Source organism: Mycobacterium florentinum, from assembly GCF_010730355.1.
GTDB lineage: Bacteria > Actinomycetota > Actinomycetes > Mycobacteriales > Mycobacteriaceae > Mycobacterium > Mycobacterium florentinum.
Genome location: NZ_AP022576.1, coordinates 4,330,186 through 4,346,426, shown reverse-complemented (window position 1 = coordinate 4,346,426; position 16,241 = coordinate 4,330,186). Strand labels below are relative to the sequence as shown.

Below are 16,241 nucleotides of genomic sequence, written 5' to 3'. Positions count from 1 at the left end.
TTCACGTTCGCGCTGTCAACCCCTACGGACCCTACCGGGCAGGGCGGGTCCGTACGCAAGACACCGGACCGGCTTGTACCCACTACCAAGCGCGGCGAAACCGTAATTCTCGACGACCGATGACTTGGCACCCGTCAGGGCAGGATGTGGATTCCCCACTTACCCAGCAGCGGCTGCACGAGGGTGAAGTAGGTGGTGTTGTCGTCACCCTCCGGTGAGGACATCAAGATGCCGACCGCACTCACGCTGCCGTCGTCGTTCTCGACGTAACCGGGACTGCCACTGTCGCCGCCCAGACTGAACACGCTGGCTTCGACCACGTCGCCTTCGATCTTGGTGATCGTGCCGCAGGTCTCCCCGGTAACCGCCCCCAGCTTGCAGAAGGGCGTACCCACCTTAAGCTGGTTGCTGCCCAACACATCTCGCACCGTCAGACCGCCGACGCCACCGGATGGCACACCGACAGCGGGGTTGAGGCGGATGATGGCGGCGTCGCGCTTGTCGCCTTCTTTCTCACTGGCGGTGATCGGCCCGAGCGGGATGCTCGGGCCGTAGGTCCATATCGAACCGTCGTGTGCGTCGCAGTGCCCACTGGTCAGCAAGTAGTAGCCGCCGTCATCGCCCTGGGCCGCGAAACCCGCTGTACACCTTCCGCTTTCATCTTCGAGCTGTACGCCCGGCGTCGGCGGCGCCTCTGCCGCAGCCGTATTCGCGAACATCGTCGCCGCCATCGGCATGGCAACGAACAGAACCAACCCCCGCAACCGCGCTTTACCCACGCCGCTCTCCTCTTGTCGGGCCAGGATGCTACCAGCCGAAAGCGGCTCGTCGCTGGTCAGAGGGGGGCCGCCGTTACGAGTTTGCGGCGGCCCGGGTCGCCGACAGTGGGCGGTCATAGGACGGGTCGCTGCGGTCGTGCGCCGCGCCCTTGATGCCGGTGAGCAGCGCCAGGACTTCGTCGCTGATCAGGTTCGTCGAGTCGGCGATCCACTCGGCGACGCACACTCGGTCGACGATCGCCCAGCGTCCGTCGCGTCGCTCCATCCGATCCAGGTAGCGGCCGCCGGAGATGGTCATGTGGTTGGCCGGCTCGCGATCGGTCCCGACGAACAGGTAGTAGGTCTCGGCGTGCGCCTCGTCGCCGTCGACCTCCGCGGTGTGGTTGAGCAGGTAGTGCTGATGCCGCGGCTGCGTGGAGTGGTAAGCCAACGCCCAATCGATGAAATCCTCGACGGGGCCGACGAATCCGACGTGGTCGTCGACCGCGTCGTCGTGATAGGCCGAGCGCAGTAGCTCCCGATCGCGTCGATCGATGCCCCTCGCGTAGCGCTGTACGCAGTCGAAGATCTCGGCCCGGGCTTCTAGGCGGGCCACCCGGTCACGCAGTTCGGAGTCGGTCGTCATCGGCCATCCCATTCGGTTGTGCCGACGATCTCGTTGCGCCGGCGGCGGTGTCGGGTCGGAACAAATATTAGGGATCACGACGGGCCGTCCGCAATGGCCGCACTTCTCAAGCGGCGGCGACGTTATCCCGCGTCGACGTGGCGGGACAGGAAATCCAGGACGGCACCGGCGAAAACGTCGTTGCGATCACCGGCGACCATGTGCCCGGCGCCATGCACGTCGGTGAACTCGACCTCGGGAAACCGCGCGAGAAATTCGTCAGCGCGCTCCTGGCTGACCAGATCGCTCACTTGGCCACGAATCAGCAGCATGGGCACACCACTGTGCAGGATCGCCTCGACGGCGGTGTGCATGCGATCGGCGTCGGTGACCTCGAATGGCGGGAAAGCCGCAGTGCCACTGATGAATTGGGGATCCCAATGCCAATACCAACGGTCCCCGCGACGGCGCAGGTTGGTGGTCAGGCCTTCGAGATCGGTTGGCCGGGGCCGGTGGGGGTTGTATTCGGCGATCGCGTCGGCGACTTCTTCCAGCGACGCGAATCCGGACTCCACCCGGTCGGCCATGAAGGTGTGGATGCGATTCGCCCCCGATTGCTCCATGTTGGGCACGATGTCGACGAGGACGACGGCACTGGCGATGCCGGGCGAGATCTCCCCGGCCAGCAGCATCGAGGTGAACCCACCCAGCGAGGCGCCCACCAGCACGGGCTTCGGCGGCAGGCCCCGCAGCACCTCTTGGACATCGGCGGCAAAGCTGACGACGCGATAGTCGCCTTCGCTGGACCAGTCCGACTCGCCGTGACCCCGCAAATCGATCGTGACGGCTTGCCAGCCACGCTTGGCAACCGCGGCAGCCGCGCGGCCCCAGGAGCGCCGGGTCTGCCCGCCGCCGTGCAGGAACACCACGGCCCGCGAATGCGGATCGCCCTGGCGGTCAGCGGCAATACGAATGCCACCCCTCCCCGAGGTGGAGAACTGTTCAGGAGCCGTCGTCATCAAGAGATCGTAAGACGACCTCGCTAACTCGTTGCCACTTGGGGAATCGTGTTCGCCGCGAAAGCACTTGACCGGCCGCGCAACGCCTCTTCCCACGGGGCTTCCGGCAAATTCGCGACGCGTCGGATCGGCGCGTTTACGCCCACGTCAGCGTTTGCCGGGAGCACTCGCGAACTTCACCCGCTAACCAACTGGTCGGCGTACAGTTTTCCGGTCGAGCCTTCAGTGGCCAGGAGGTCAGCGATGTCTGCACTTGAATCCGATTTCTGCGTCGTCGGCGCCGGATACGCGGGGCTCACCGCTGCCTACCGCCTTCATCAAGCAGGCCACTCCGTGACGGTGCTTGAGGCCTCGCCTCGTATCGGCGGTCGGACCTGGAGCGCACAGCTCTCGGACGGCACCTTGTTCGAGATCGGCGGGCAGTGGGTGGCCGACGCCGACGCGCAGCCCGACGTCCGGCGGCTGATGGACGAACTCGACGTCGAGGTCTATGCGCAATACGACCAAGGCAAGACGATATTCGTGGACTCCTCGAACAAGGTCCACGAGTACGACGCCCACGATTCCAACCCGCTCAAAGCATTGCCCCCGATTTCCATGCCCGCGAAATTGGATTTGGGCAAAGCCATCCTGAGCATGGAAAAGATGTCGGAGGCCGTCAATCCCGAGGCGCCGTGGGACGACATCAAGTTTCCGTTCACCGCCAGTCTGGGTCCCGGCACCACGCGCGAGGCCGACCAGATGACCGTACAGTCGTGGTTCGACCTGAACATCATCAGCAAGGACGCAAAAGCGCTCCTGGGCGCCGCGATCGTCGGATACACGGGTGTCGAGCTCGGTGCATGTTCGTTGCTGCATTGGCTTTTCGTGCTCAAGACCTACCGCAGCAAGCTGTTCAACTTGAGCGGCCAGGCCCCGGGACAAGCGCAGCAATATCGCGTCCGCGGCGGAATGCGACAGATAGCCGATCGGGTCGTCGCCAAGTTGGGTCAGGATAGCGTCCACACGGGGTCACCGGTCCGCCAGATCGCCCAGGACACAAGCGGAGTCACCGTCAGCGCGGAGAACGTCAGCGTACGGGCTAGCCGCGTCATCGTCGCGACGAATATCTCGATGACGAACTTCATCGGTTTCAATCCGATATTGCCGCCGGACCGCGCGCAATTGCAGCACCGGGTGCCCACGGGTTCGTTCTGGAAGATCTGGCTCGTTTACGACGAGGCGTTCTGGCGCAAGCGCGGGCTGGTCGGTGAATCGATCTCCATCTACGCCGGCGATTACAGCCCCAATGCGCGGGAAAGCGCATTCGACGAGACCAGCGACAAGCCCGGGCTGATGAGCGTTTTCATCGCCGGCGACAAGGCGCGCGACTTCAACCGCCTGACCCGGGCGCAGCGCAAAGCGCAAGTGCTGAAGGAAATGTCGCATCGCTTCGGAGCGGATGGCGCGCAGCTCTGCGAACGGATCACGTTCCCCGCGGTCCTGCCGCAGAACCCGGAGCCCGATTCTTACTTCGAGTTCAACTGGTCGAAGGACGAATGGACGCGCGGGGATTTCGCCGGTTGCATGGGGCCTGGAGTCTGGACGGGGTCCGGATTCGGCCCGGCGGTACGCGAGCCGGTTGGACGCGTGCACTGGGCGGGTGTCGATACGTCCACGTACTCGTATCACTGCGTCAGCGGCGCGGCCCAATCCGGCGAGCGGGCAGCCGCCGAAATCCTTGCCGCGGACTAGGTTCCGGCGGTGTTCCACCAGTATTCGATGAACGGTTCCATCGCGCGGCCGACCAGCTCGATGCGGGGCCCGGTAGCGGCCTTGCAGTAGGCCCACAGCAACGTCCCGGATCCGTCCGGGTTATACGACTTCACCTCGAAGCTTGCGCCGTTGGCTTCCAGTGCCGCGAGATCCGCCTCGACGTCGTCGGACCAGTAGCCGACATGGTGCACACCCGACTCCGCCGGAACCCAGACCGTGCCCGCAACCGCCTGCAGGATCTCCAATCTCGGCGTGTTGCCCGAATACACCATCCGCATCGCAATGGTGATCTCGCCGTCGGGCGTCTGGGCCACCTGGTCCACCTCGACGACATCCGTCCACCGGTAGCCTGCGATCTTGGTGAGCCAGTCCAGGGTTGCGTCGAGGTCGTCGACGACAATGCCGGTGTGGTAGAGGTTTTCAGGCTTCATTCGAATCCTCCGTCGCGGCAGCCTTGATCGCTTGTTCGAGCCACTGCACCTCGCTGAAGTTCTCGCGGCCGCTGTCCTCCAACACCCGCCCGAGCGCCCGCTGTCTCACCCGCAATGCCGCGGGCTCTTCGGGTGAATGAGCCAGCACGATATCGGTGAGATGCAGCGCCTCCAGCGCCCGCCCCTGCTCGAGATGGCCGTGCGCGCGGTCAATGAGTGGGCCGGTGCCACCGGCCAATTCGACGATGTCTTGCCACACCGCCGACGGTGGGGTGGCGTAGAGCTCGGTGGTGGACTCGTAGCGGAACCACCCGACGTGCTCCTCCCAGATCGCGCGCACGATCCAGGGGACCTTCCCGTGTACCTGGGGCAGCGCCAGCTCGGGCGGAAGCGTGATTTCGCGCATCAGCGTCCACAGGTCGCGGCCCGCGTTCATTCCGTCGATCGTCGCGTCGCGCAGGTACGCCGTGGCGTCACGCACCCTGGTCATGGTCTGCCGTATCTCGTCGGCCCCACGGACGACGTCGTGTCCGTTGATCAGAGTCTCGGGGGCCAGCGCGAGGACCCGGTCCAGCGAGTGGAGGAAGCTCATCGCGCTACGAATCTTGTCGCCCCGCAGGGTGTACAGATTCGGGACGTGACCGAAGAACGGTCCCATCAGGTTGCCGATGAATACGGTGCGATGCTCGGGCATCCACACCACGAGGGCGTCGGTGGTCTCGCCGCCCGGGGTCGAGTACAGCTCGAATTTCCGTCCGCCGAGCTCGAACGCGTGGCTGTCGATGAAGGAGGTGGTGAGGACGGGGTCCGGGGGAAGCTGCATCGCGAGCGCGTCGACATCCATGAACGCGCCCCAGAGCGCCATGATGCGCCGCGCATAGAACGGATGCAGACCTCGCCAGTACTCGCGCACGTCCGGGTGATTGGCCTGCGCGATCGTCTCCACCCCGGCCGTGTTGAACAGGTCCCAGCCGCCGACGTGGTCGGGATGACCCTGGGTGAAGGTGATGGCGCGCAGCGGGGTAGCGCTGACCCTGGCGAACCGCGCCTTGATCGTGTTCGCCTCGAAATCGGTGCCGGTGTTGATCAGCACGTCCCCGTCGGCCGTCGTCACCAGATAGCTGTTGGCGATGTTGCGGGACATGAAGATCCCGTCACCGAGGTCCACCGCATCCTGTTCGGCGTCGCCCTGCTTGACGAGCGCATCCAGCGATTGCGCCATCGTGGACCTCCTGTGGAATCGTTCCGGCGATAACCTAACATTTGTTCTCTACGGCCGTATAGCCTTACCCGCTATGGCGACGACGCTCCCCGTCAACTCGGCCGCGGCGGCCTACCAACTCGTCACCCGCGCCTGCGAACGCGCCGGGCTCGACGACTTCGGCGACGACTCCTGGCGTGAAGGGTTGCGCCTGCTCGTCGACAGGGTCGAGTCCACTCCCGGGGTCAATGCGGGTGGGCGCGACTTCGTCTACGGCCAGTTCGTCGCCGCGCTGTGGAACCGCCTGCGCATCGTCGATTACCTGCGGCAACACCCCGAGGTGAGCGAGGAGCGCGTGGAGCGGCCGCTGGTCGTGCCGGGATTGCCCCGCACCGGCACCTCATTGGCGAGTTACCTGCTCGACCAAGATCCACAACGCCGGTCGCTGCTGACCTGGGAGGCCGAGGACTCGGTGCCCCCGTCGACCCCCGGCACCTTGCACCACCGCCTCATTCCTGCGCCTGAATTACCTGTCTCGCGCGGTGCTCGGGTGTCCCGTCGATACGTCGGACGTTGTGTCAAATGTGTTGCGCCAGTTAGATGCACACATCGCGCGGCCACTGCAGGCCCGCGAGCGCCTCGGCGAGGACCGGTTCTTCGACCTACACTATGCCGCCCTGATGCGTGACCCGATCGGCGTGATGCGCTCCCTGTACGAGTGGGCCGGCGATGCCCTGACGGCCCCGACGGAACGGCGGATGCTCGACTGGCTGGAACGAAACCCGCAGACCGCTTCGGGGTTGCGCCATACTCGCTGGACGGAACCGGCGTGACCCGCTCCGACCTGGAAGCAGTCTTCGCCGACTACTTGTCGGCCTTCGACATCGAACTCGAGGAGGTCTGAGGGTGCGGGCAGCGGTCACCACCGAAGATCATGGCTTCGACATCATCGAAATACCCTGCCCGACACCGGGTCCCGGCGAATTGGTGATCAGGGTAGCGGCATGCGGTATCTGCGGATCAGACATCAAGGCGCAGCCCTTCATGCCGGCCGGGATAATCATGGGTCACGAGCTCGGCGGTGAGATCGTCGCCGTCGGGTCGGACGCCGGCGGTTGGCAACAGGGCACCAATGTTGCTGTGCTGCCGGTTGTCTCGTGTGGCGACTGCCGGTACTGCGCGGCGGGCGCGGTGTCGCACTGCCCCGCGACGCGCTATATCGGAATGGGCCCCGATGGGGGCGGATTCGCCGAGTTCGCCGCGGTGCCCGCCAAACACGCGTTCGTGCTACCCGGCGAAATAAACTGCAGTTATTCGGCTTTGGTCGAGCCGTTCGCGGTGGGGCTGCACGGTGTGCACAATGCCAACGTGACTCCCGGCGAGGACGTGCTCGTCGTCGGCGCCGGCGGCGTCGGTCTGACGACCATCGCGTGGGCACGAGCGCTGGGGGCGCGACGCGTCACCGCCGTCGACCCCGACGCGCAGCGACGGGAAACCGCGCGCGCCATGGACGCGACCGATGTGGTGGCCTCCGTCGCCGATGCCGACACAAACGGCTATGACGCCGCGGTGGAATGCGTTGGGCGTCCGGAACTTCTGCGGGCCTGCCAGGCAGCCGTGCGCCCGCAGGGGCGCATCGTGATCTCCGGCGCGTGCGCCGAACCGATGCCCGTCGAGCCGATCACCGCCTTGCTCAAGGAGCTCACTATCCGGTACTCGGTGGCCTACACCCCCGACGAATTCCGCACGGTCATCAGCGCATTCGCGAGCGGCGCCGTTGACCCGGCGCCCATGGTGGGACCCACGTTGGGGCTGGACCGCATCACCGAGGCATTCGATCTCGTCCGCGGTTCGCGCACGCACGGACGGGTTCTCGTCAAGCCCGAGTAGCGCGTCGCCCGCCCTTGCCCGGAATTCGGGCGTGCTCCGCTGCCACCCCGGCGATCACGCCGTGCAGGTAGCCCTCCAGTTGTTCGGCGCTGTCCAACCCCGCCAAGCCGTTGGCCAACCGGAACAGAAAGCCACCCAGGAATGTGACGACGGCGAAGGCCTGCTTTTCGATCAACTCCCGATCGGGCGGTCGATCCGCGGGCTGCAACTGGGCGACGGCTTCTTCGCTGATCGCGACGAATCGGTCCATCAGGTCGCCGAACACGGCGCCGAGTTCGGGATCGCGGGCGGCCACCATCAGGAGCTCGAATCGAGCGCGGGCCCGGGAGCGTTCCGGCTCGACCCCGGTGCGCATGGCTTGCTCCGCCAACCGGGACAGCAGCGATTCGGTCTTGTTGTCGGTGGCGGTCTTGGCCTCATTCATCGCCGCCGTGAAATCGGCGACGTCGAGTTGCACCACCCGATCGGTCGCGCCACGCAGCAACGCCGATCTGGTCTGGTAGTAAAACGACGTCGTCCCGTCGGCCACACCCGCGCGGCGATCCACCCGCAGGTGAGTCAGGCCACGTGCCCCGTCTTCGGCCAACAGCTCGATCGCGGCATCGCACAAATCGCGCCGCCGCTGATCGGCATTCGGCTTTCTCCTCAGGACACCTGCTCCTTGTGGGCCTTGATCGGTGCGGTACTCGGCGGCAGCTTGAGCAGGTTGCCGCGCAGGCTGCCCCGCGTGGTGCGGATGGTCACCAACAACCAGGTGAACAGCAGACCGGCGTAGGCGATGGCGGCGGCCACCTTGAAGGCGGGCAGATGTGTGTGCGCGGCAAGCTGCGAAGTCCCGGTCACGAAGGTGCCGACCGGGAACGTCAGGCTCCACCACGTCAGCGCGAACGGCATCCCGCGCCGCAACGTACGCACGGTGAGCGAGGTGGCCAGCGCGATCCACAACACCGCGAAGCCCCACACCGGAACTCCATACAGAATCGCGAACGCATTCAGGTTCTCGGCCAGGTCGTGATCGATGGAACCGTGCAACGCGGCCGTTCCGAGAAGACCTGCGGCCGTAATGGATTGGCCAAGCGGACCCAACACAATCCACAGCGTCGGCACCCGCGCGGTGCCCGAGGTGCCGTACAGCACCAGCCGGCTCCAGATCATCGCGATGATGTTCAACGAGGCGAGCAACGACAGCCCGAACATCGCGTAACAGAAATAGAGCATGGTCTGACGACCGGTCCCCGCGGCGATGTGCGGCAACAGCATCGCGCCCATCGCCGCGGTCACCATCGGCGGAACCACGGGCATCAACCAGCCGCCGAAGGCCGCGTCGGGTTCGACGTCGTGCTGGGTGAACATCAGAAACGGAATGCTGACAGCGGTGAACAGCCCGCCGAGGGTTCCCGCGGTCCACAGCACCCAGTCCAGGTCGACGGCGATGCGGGCGCCGATCAAGTCCCTGCCGACCACGATCGCTCCCCCGCCGACCGTCATCAGCGCCATCGGCGCGGCGCCGTAGAAATGGGCCATCTGCGGATTGCGGGCATGCCCGCGCGCCACCGTCGGGTGCAGCAACCAGTGACCGCCGACCAAGACGATCAGCAGGGCAAGCAACGCGGCGGCGATCACCCACACGACTTCCGCGAACGCGCGCAGCCCCACGATATGGAACGGCAGCGTCGCACCGCCGATAGCAACGATTCCCGTTCCCATTACCGAGGCAAACCAATTGGGCCCGATATTGCCCAGCACCTCGACCCGCGTATGTGACGGCGAAGGGTTGTCGGAGGTTGCACGCGTCATAGCTGACAGACCCTACTTCCCTGGGATTGCGCAATGGTGCGTTTACACTCCATCGGTGACGTACTCCGGGCAAACGAGGCACACCGTGAACAAAGCCCCAGTCTTGGTCGCGATCATCATCATGCTGGCAATCGGTGTGCTGGCGCTTCCGACCAAACAGCGATGCGGCGCACCGGGCCTCACGTGTGCGACGACGTTGGATAAGCATGGCTACGTTCACTATTACTACGAGGTTGAACCGCTCGGCGTCTATCTCGCGGAAATCGTCACCGGATCGAATATCCGGATCTTCTACCATTCGGGCGAGGACCGCGAAGCCGTGCACTAGCCGTTGTGCCACAACAGCTTTCGTTTATCCGTGGCAAACCTGAAACGCGTAAGCCACCCGTTCTTCGGGCGGCGCGTCGAGCTGAGATGAAACCGTGAGCGCCGGGTTCACGAACTCCTTCTCGATACCGAAATTCGGTAGATTCAATGCCATCTCGACGGTGTCGGGCGCCGTCCGCCTGGCGTGCGTGCCGGCATCCGTCCGGATATCGGCACCGTTGGGTCGGGTGTCGCGGATCGCCAAGTCGTCGCTGCCCGGCCGCTGGGTCAGCACGGCGAACGCGGTGCCGTTGTTGACGAGACGGTAGGTCACTTGGTAGCCCGGCGCCGCCGGCAACGGTTGGGCGAAGTGCACCACCAGCTGCAGCACATTGGCCCGGGGGTGGGTGACACCGACCGAGTCCACGACGAACGCGGGCGGCGGTCTGGTCAGCGACTGCATCTGGCAAATAAGTCGGTCCGGCAGACGCGACCAATCGTTTTGCGAAGGCCGCACCCAGTTGTAGAAACCGACGATCACGACGGCCACCAGCAAAACCAGGGGTATGACCGTGCGTAAACCCGGTGGGATCTGCTGCCAAACCCGCCGTAAGCCGTGCTCAGAAGGCTGCGGACCGGCAGTGTCAACGTCCGGTGACGAGTCGGCATCGATCTCGTCGGCCATGCTTTTCCTCCTGAGACCGGCCCGCGACGCTCGCGGACCCCAAACCCGAGGCATTTTAGCCAAAACATGCAGGTAGCGGGAAGATTGTGGGCCGCGATTCGGGCGATTCCCCGGCGTGAGAAGGGCCACAGTAAGCCGTTCGCGGCGGCCTTGATTGGAGGCTTCACAGCAAGCTACCGCATACTTGACCTCATGCTTTTCGCCCGATCACCGCAAACCGCTGACGCGGCGTGCAGTGGTGCGCGGATGAAGGGTCAAGGTTTCTGATGGCACGCTCCGGCGGCGCCCATCGCCGCCATCGAGCGGTTCGCCAACCGTCGCCTCTGCGCAGGGGCGTGACGCGGGCGTTCATGACGCTGGTATCCACCGCGGCGGTGTTGATGACCGGCGCGGGCTACTACGTCGCGCACGGGGCGCTGGGCGGCATCACCGTCTCGCAAGCCCTGAGCCCCGACGATCCGCGATCCAGCGGCGACAACATGAACATCCTGCTGATCGGGCTGGACTCGCGAAAGGACCAGGACGGGAACGACCTTCCCAATTCGATCCTGAAACAGCTGCACGCCGGCGACTCCGATGACGGCGGCTACAACACGAACACGCTGATACTCGTGCACGTCAGCTCCGACAACAAAGTGGTCGCGTTCTCGATCCCCCGCGACGACTGGGTGCCGTTCAACGGCGTACCGGGGTACAACCACATCAAGATCAAAGAGGCGTACGGCCTCACCAAGCAGTACGTCGCCCAGAAGCTGGCCAACCAGGGTGTGAGCAGCCAGAAAGAGCTGGAGACGAAGGGCCGGGAAGCCGCCCGGGCAGCGACCTTGCGCGCGGTGCGCAGCCTGACCGGTGTTCCGATCGACTATTTCGCCGAGGTCAACCTGGCCGGTTTCTACGATCTGGCCCAAAGCCTGGGCGGGGTGAACGTCTGCCTCAACCACGCCGTCTCCGACTCCTACTCCGGCGCCGATTTCCCCGCCGGGCCGCAGCGCTTGGATGCCTCCGAGGCACTGGCCTTCGTCCGCCAACGTCATGGCCTGGACAACGGCGACCTCGACCGTACCCACCGCCAGCAAGCCTTCATCTCGTCCGTCATGCGAGAGCTGCAGGATTCGGGCACCTTCACCGACCTGGACAAGATGAAGAGCCTGATGGCCGTGGCACGCAAAGACGTTGTGCTGTCGTCGGGTTGGGACGAGAACATGTTCCGCCGCATGGGTGAGATCGCCGGCAGCGCCGCCGCGAATCAGGTCGAATTCCGGACGCTGCCGGTGGTCCGCTACGACAACATCGGCGGCCAGGACGTCAACATCGTCGACCCGGCAGCCATCAAGGCCGAGGTCGCGTCGGCGATCGGCGCTGACACCTCGACGAGCTCGTCGCCGACGACGGCCGCCAAACCCAATCCGTCCACCGCCGTCGACGTGGTCAACGTCGGCAGCATCAGCGGCCTGGCCAGCCAGGTGTCGCACGCGCTGAAAAAGTACGGCTACACCTCGGTGCAAGCGCGCGACCGCACCTGGTTTGATCCGAACTCCTCTACCATCCAGTACGGCGCGGGCGCAGAGTCCGACGCCCAGAACATCGCCGGCCTGCTCGGCCTGGACACACCCAAACAACCCGATTCCACTTTGCAGCCCGGGCACATCCGGGTGACCGTCGACACCAACTTCTCGATGCCGACGATCGACGCATCCATGGACGATTACTCGACGTCTTCGTCGTCAACCACCACGACGTCGAGCAAGAGCAGCTGGAATTACGGCTACGGGACCAGCACTTACCCGACACCCGATCAGGGCAAACCGATCGACGGTGGCGGCGTGCCCTGCGTCAACTAACCACTCTCAGGCGTGCGTGCCGCCGTCCATCCGGATCTCGGTGCCGGTGATCCAGGCCCCGTCGTCGGACACCAGCATGGCGATCACGCCGGCGACCGCTTCGGGTCCGGCCATCCCCGCGCCGCTGGATTCCGTCGTGGTCGGCAGGATCGGCATCAGCCGGGGAAACAGCGACCAATCCGCGTCCTTCGGGATGTATCCGCCGGTGGCATCGGTGATCCCGGACTTGATGCTGCCCGGCGCGACGCACGCCGCGCGCAGACCGTCCTTCGCATATTCCAGCGCCAGGGAATGCGTGAAGGCCTGGATTCCGCCCTTGCTCGCGGCGTAGGCCGCCATATACGGGTGGGCGAACGACGCCGAGGTGGAGCTGAAGTTCACGATCGCGCTGCGCGAATTCGCCAGTAGCGAGGGCAGCGCTTCGCGGACCACCAGGAAGGTGCCGGTCAGGTTGACGTTGATGATCTGATTCCACTGGTCGAGCGTGGTCTGGTGGGTGTGCCAGGAGCGCAGGATGCCGGCCGCATTGACCACGGAATCCAGGCCACCCAGCTTCTCGACCGCCAAGCACACGCCGTCGATCACCGAATCCTCGTTGCCGACGTCGATCGGCGTGGTGGTCAGGCGATCGGCCGTCCCGGCCTGGTCGGCGCCGGCCTTGGTGTTGGTCAGACCGTCGGCCGAGATGTCGGCGGCCACGACGTTGGCGCCCTCGCTCAGCAACCGCAACGCGGTGGCCTGGCCGATCCCCGAGGCGGCGCCGGTTACCAGGATCCGCTGTCCGTCAAGGCGATTCATGATTTCGCGACCACTCCGCGCAGCGCGTCCTCGCCGAACATCTGCACCATCATCGAGGAGTAGTCCGGGCCGCGGCGCAAGATGTGACCGCCGTCGACGTTGATGCACTGTCCGGTGATCCAGGCGGCCGCGTCGCTCAGCAGGAACATGGCCAGGTTGGCGACGTCCTCCACCTCCCCCGCTCGGGGCAGCGGCGTGCACAGCGCGTAATCGCCACTGATCTCCGGCGACTGAATCACCGCGGCGTCCACCAGATCGGTGCGAATCAGACCCGGACGGATGCTGTTGACCCGCACCCACGACGGCCCGAGTTCATCGGCGGCCAACATCATCATGTGATCGATCGCCGACTTGGTGACGCCGTAGGGACCGAACCACCGGTGGGTGTTGCTGGCCGCGATCGACGAGATCCCGATGAACGATCCGCCGCCGCCGCGCACCAATTCACGTCCGACGTGCTTGAGCACGTACATGGTGCCGTTGACGTTGAGGTCGACGGTGTTTCGCCATGCCTCCGAGTCGGTGTGGGTGATCGGCCCGACGGTCAGCGAGCCGCCCGCGCAGTGCACCGCGCCATCGAGCTTGCCGTGCCACGCCGTTACGGCGTCGACCGCGCGCGACACCTCGTCCTCGTTGGTGACGTCGGTGGGCTCGTAGCGGATCGCGCCGCCGTTCGCGGCCAGGGGCTGGATCTCCTCGACGGCGCCCGCCAAGCGATCGGCATTGCGGCCGACGATCATGACCGAGGCGCCGGCCGCGACCAACCCGGCGGCCACGCCTTTACCGATGCCACTGCCGCCGCCGGTGATCAAATAAGTCCGGTCTTCGAAAGATAGCTGCACGAGGGCCCTTTCAAACTGGAACAGGTTCTAGCTATAGAAGCATGCAGCACCCGCCCCGAATATCGCTACCCCGGGTCTCGTTAGGCGGGACACCGATGTGCGCGATCGACCGTCGCTCCGCAGATAGTGCTACGGCGTATCGCGGCGGGCGACCTTCGTCGGCTTCGCGTCACGCCAGTCCTCGACGTGCGGCGGCTGGCCAACCGGCCACCTGTTCTCGTTGAACGCCGCCCAGTGTGCGTGCCCCAGCAGGTGGACGTGGAATGCGTGCCGCAGCGCCTCGGTGTAACCCATCGCGTCGGATGCGGCGTTCACCGAATCCTTGATCAACAGTGACGCCATCGTGGGCCGCTCAGCCACGCGCCGCGCGAATTCCAGCGTCTTTTCCTCTAATTCGTCGACGGGAAAGACTTTGGAAACCATACCCAGCCGATGTGCCTCGTCAGCGTCGATCGAATCACCGGTGAGAAGCAGCTCTTTGGCCTTACGTGGCCCGAATTCCCAAGGGTGAGCGTAGTATTCGACGCCTGGCATTCCGAGCCGGACCGCGACCACGTCGCTGAACTTCGCGTTGTCGGCGGCGACGATCAGATCGCATGCCCAGATCAGCATCAGGCCCGCCGAGATCGCGTTGCCCTGTACCTGGGCGATCGTGATCTTTCGCAGATCGCGCCAGCGGCAAGTGTTTTCGAAGAAGAAGTGCCATTCCTGGTGGTAAAGCTTCTCCATGATCGGCTCGTAGGTCGCGCCGTGCGAACGGAAGGTCGGGTGCTGCCCCGGCCCGGGTGCGCGCTCGGCCAGTGCCTGCTCGGAGCCAAGGTCGTGGCCGGCGGAGAAGTTCCTGCCGCGCGCCGCCAGGATCACCACGCGCACGGTGTCGTCGGCCTCTGCGCGGCCGAATGCCTCGTCGAGCTGAACCAGCAGCCCGCGGCTCTGCGCATTGTGGGCCTCGGGCCGGTTCAGCCAAATCCGCGCGATACGACCCTCGTCGAGGGTCTCGTAGGCCACCAGCTCGTTAGCGCCGGCGTTGTTGGCCGCCGCGGCGTCGGCTTGCTCGGAGACTGTCATTCGGCCCACCTCGTTCGTCGTTGAATACGCCTTGTTTACACATTACGGCGAGTGTGTAAGCAGCTCGGAGTTGGGTTGGTCGCCGGCAGCCGAGCCGCGGCCGGCCGCGCTATGGCCGGTCGAGTGCGGCCGCGAGGAGGGCGGCGGCGGATTTGAGCAAGCCCAGCGAGCGGGCCAGTTCCGCGTTCTCTTCCTTCAATCGATCGAGTTCGGTGGACTGCTCGGAGGCCACGGCCGGGGTGCCCTCGCTGCGTCGGGTCCGCTCGTGCACCGTCTCGGTCAGCGTATTGCCGAGCGTGTCGGTGACCGCCCGGATCGCCATCCGTTCCATGTCATGGCGTCCGTGCACCGCGGCGACCGCCCGGGTTTCCTCGAGGCGCGCTGTCCCATTGACCGCGACCGGCGGCGGCACCGCCCGCAATTGCTGTCGCGCCATCTGGCCGGTCGCGGCCTCCGCGCCGGAGGCCACCGCATGTGGCTGCTCCAACAGGTGGTGCAGTTCGGCTTCGTGGTGTTCGATCTCCGATTCCCGCCCCGCCAGCTGGGCTTCGTGCTGCTCGAGCTCGGCTTCCTGCTGGCGAAGTTCGGACTCCCACTGGTTGAGCTCGGCTTCCCGGCGGCGCAGCTCGGACTCCCGCCGGGCGAGCTGGGCTTCGTGCTGGGCGAACTGGGCCTCGCGCTGGGCGACCTGGGCTTCCCGATGGCGAAGCTGGGCGACCTGTTGCGGAAGCGGCGTTCCGCGGTGGGCGAGCTGGGCCTCCTGGTGGCGAATCTGGTCTTCGTGCTTGCGAATTTCCACTTCGTGTCTGCGTATTTCGCTTTCGTGCTCGTGCAGGGCGGCTTCGCGCTGGGCGAGCTCGGCTTCCCGCTTCTTGAGCCCACCATCCCGGTTGCGTAGCTCGGCGTTGCGGTGACGGAGCTCGGCGTCCTCTTCGATGTGGCGAATCAGCTCTTGCTCAACCAGGTCGATGAACAGGTCGACTTCTTGCTCGCTGTAGCCACGTTTACCAATGCGCGCCCTGGAGAACGCGACATTGTGAACATCGGCCGGCGTGAGAGCCATTGTTCTTCTCCCGAAGTCCTAGACGTACGCGCAACGCCAAAACACGGCGCACTGCGGCTTAGGATAATGCCTTTGTCGCGATGACATCCTGGTTTGCCTTTGAACAACTGGACATCAGTCAGTAGACAGACAGGTGCGGCCCTCGGCAGGCTACCGCGAAGC

Annotated in this window: 17 protein-coding genes and 1 pseudogene; 6 read left to right on the top strand and 12 right to left on the bottom strand. The window is 65.3% G+C overall.

Translation table 11 applies throughout. The features are described from left to right. Positions 1-134: 134 nt before the first annotated feature. From G6N55_RS20585 to G6N55_RS20575, 3 genes are all read right to left on the bottom strand, one after another. The gene (locus G6N55_RS20585; protein WP_085223487.1) at positions 135-737 is read right to left on the bottom strand and encodes a S1 family peptidase; all 603 of its coding nucleotides are present in this window, start codon (positions 735-737) and stop codon (positions 135-137) included. 115 nt (positions 738-852) lie between these two features. After that, positions 853-1,404 carry a nuclear transport factor 2 family protein gene (locus G6N55_RS20580; protein WP_085223948.1) on the bottom strand — a complete coding sequence of 184 codons (552 nt, stop codon included), beginning with the start codon at positions 1,402-1,404 and terminating at the stop codon, positions 853-855. Between the two features lie 122 nt (positions 1,405-1,526). Further along, on the bottom strand, positions 1,527-2,402 hold the full coding sequence (locus tag G6N55_RS20575; protein ID WP_179968088.1) for an alpha/beta fold hydrolase: 876 nt from the start codon (positions 2,400-2,402) through the stop codon (positions 1,527-1,529). Between the two features lie 243 nt (positions 2,403-2,645). Here G6N55_RS20575 and G6N55_RS20570 point away from each other — a divergent pair, with 243 nt between their 5' ends. Beyond that, positions 2,646-4,136 (top strand): flavin monoamine oxidase family protein, encoded by a 1,491-nt coding sequence (locus tag G6N55_RS20570; RefSeq protein WP_085223483.1) that lies wholly within the window; start codon positions 2,646-2,648, stop codon positions 4,134-4,136. Here G6N55_RS20570 and G6N55_RS20565 read toward each other — a convergent pair. Further along, positions 4,133-4,588 carry a VOC family protein gene (locus G6N55_RS20565; RefSeq protein ID WP_085223481.1) on the bottom strand — a complete coding sequence of 152 codons (456 nt, stop codon included), beginning with the start codon at positions 4,586-4,588 and terminating at the stop codon, positions 4,133-4,135. The two genes, G6N55_RS20570 and G6N55_RS20565, sit on opposite strands and share 4 nt — an antisense overlap. Then, a complete protein-coding gene (locus tag G6N55_RS20560; RefSeq protein ID WP_085223479.1) occupies positions 4,578-5,810 on the bottom strand; it encodes an alkyl sulfatase dimerization domain-containing protein in 1,233 nt (410 codons plus the stop codon). Before G6N55_RS20560 ends, G6N55_RS20565 begins: the two co-directional genes overlap by 11 nt. Positions 5,811-6,304: 494 nt before the next feature. On the opposite strand from G6N55_RS20560, the pseudogene G6N55_RS29925 reads away from it, so the two are divergent. From G6N55_RS29925 to G6N55_RS20550, 3 genes and pseudogenes are all read left to right on the top strand, one after another. Then, a pseudogene (locus G6N55_RS29925) lies at positions 6,305-6,457 on the top strand (sulfotransferase family protein); the annotation flags it as partial. A 12-nt stretch (positions 6,458-6,469) separates the two neighbouring features. Further along, on the top strand, positions 6,470-6,622 hold the full coding sequence (locus tag G6N55_RS29920) for a hypothetical protein (protein ID WP_232079117.1): 153 nt from the start codon (positions 6,470-6,472) through the stop codon (positions 6,620-6,622). Positions 6,623-6,695: 73 nt separating this feature from the next. Then, positions 6,696-7,679: a zinc-dependent alcohol dehydrogenase gene (locus G6N55_RS20550; RefSeq protein WP_085223477.1), complete on the top strand. Its 984-nt coding sequence runs from the start codon at positions 6,696-6,698 to the stop codon at positions 7,677-7,679. Here G6N55_RS20550 and G6N55_RS20545 read toward each other — a convergent pair. Together G6N55_RS20545 and G6N55_RS20540 are read right to left on the bottom strand one after the other, a co-directional pair. Then, complete coding sequence (locus tag G6N55_RS20545) at positions 7,666-8,289, bottom strand: TetR/AcrR family transcriptional regulator (RefSeq protein ID WP_232078801.1); 624 nt, start codon at positions 8,287-8,289, stop codon at positions 7,666-7,668. The two genes, G6N55_RS20550 and G6N55_RS20545, sit on opposite strands and share 14 nt — an antisense overlap. 35 nt (positions 8,290-8,324) lie before the next feature. Beyond that, the gene (locus G6N55_RS20540) at positions 8,325-9,476 is read right to left on the bottom strand and encodes a TDT family transporter (protein WP_085223475.1); all 1,152 of its coding nucleotides are present in this window, start codon (positions 9,474-9,476) and stop codon (positions 8,325-8,327) included. 121 nt (positions 9,477-9,597) lie between these two features. On the opposite strand from G6N55_RS20540, the gene G6N55_RS20535 reads away from it, so the two are divergent. Further along, positions 9,598-9,804 carry a hypothetical protein gene (locus G6N55_RS20535; RefSeq protein ID WP_276072712.1) on the top strand — a complete coding sequence of 69 codons (207 nt, stop codon included), beginning with the start codon at positions 9,598-9,600 and terminating at the stop codon, positions 9,802-9,804. A gap of 24 nt (positions 9,805-9,828) precedes the next feature. Here G6N55_RS20535 and G6N55_RS20530 read toward each other — a convergent pair whose 3' ends face one another. Next, on the bottom strand, positions 9,829-10,467 hold the full coding sequence (locus tag G6N55_RS20530; protein WP_085223472.1) for a hypothetical protein: 639 nt from the start codon (positions 10,465-10,467) through the stop codon (positions 9,829-9,831). A gap of 266 nt (positions 10,468-10,733) precedes the next feature. On the opposite strand from G6N55_RS20530, the gene G6N55_RS20525 reads away from it, so the two are divergent. Continuing rightward, positions 10,734-12,308 (top strand): LCP family protein, encoded by a 1,575-nt coding sequence (locus tag G6N55_RS20525; protein WP_085223470.1) that lies wholly within the window; start codon positions 10,734-10,736, stop codon positions 12,306-12,308. Positions 12,309-12,314: 6 nt separating this feature from the next. Here the strand turns inward: G6N55_RS20525 and G6N55_RS20520 are convergent, their stop codons facing one another. From G6N55_RS20520 to G6N55_RS30190, 4 genes are all read right to left on the bottom strand, one after another. Beyond that, the gene (locus G6N55_RS20520; RefSeq protein ID WP_085223468.1) at positions 12,315-13,106 is read right to left on the bottom strand and encodes an SDR family NAD(P)-dependent oxidoreductase; all 792 of its coding nucleotides are present in this window, start codon (positions 13,104-13,106) and stop codon (positions 12,315-12,317) included. Next, positions 13,103-13,948, bottom strand: a complete 846-nt coding sequence (locus G6N55_RS20515) for an SDR family oxidoreductase (RefSeq protein WP_085223466.1) — start codon at positions 13,946-13,948, stop codon at positions 13,103-13,105. Before G6N55_RS20515 ends, G6N55_RS20520 begins: the two co-directional genes overlap by 4 nt. Positions 13,949-14,077: 129 nt before the next feature. Beyond that, complete coding sequence (locus tag G6N55_RS20510; protein WP_085223464.1) at positions 14,078-15,016, bottom strand: enoyl-CoA hydratase; 939 nt, start codon at positions 15,014-15,016, stop codon at positions 14,078-14,080. Positions 15,017-15,125: 109 nt separating this feature from the next. Next, positions 15,126-16,079, bottom strand: a complete 954-nt coding sequence (locus G6N55_RS30190) for a DivIVA domain-containing protein (RefSeq protein WP_085223462.1) — start codon at positions 16,077-16,079, stop codon at positions 15,126-15,128. Between the last annotated feature and the right edge of the window lie 162 nt (positions 16,080-16,241).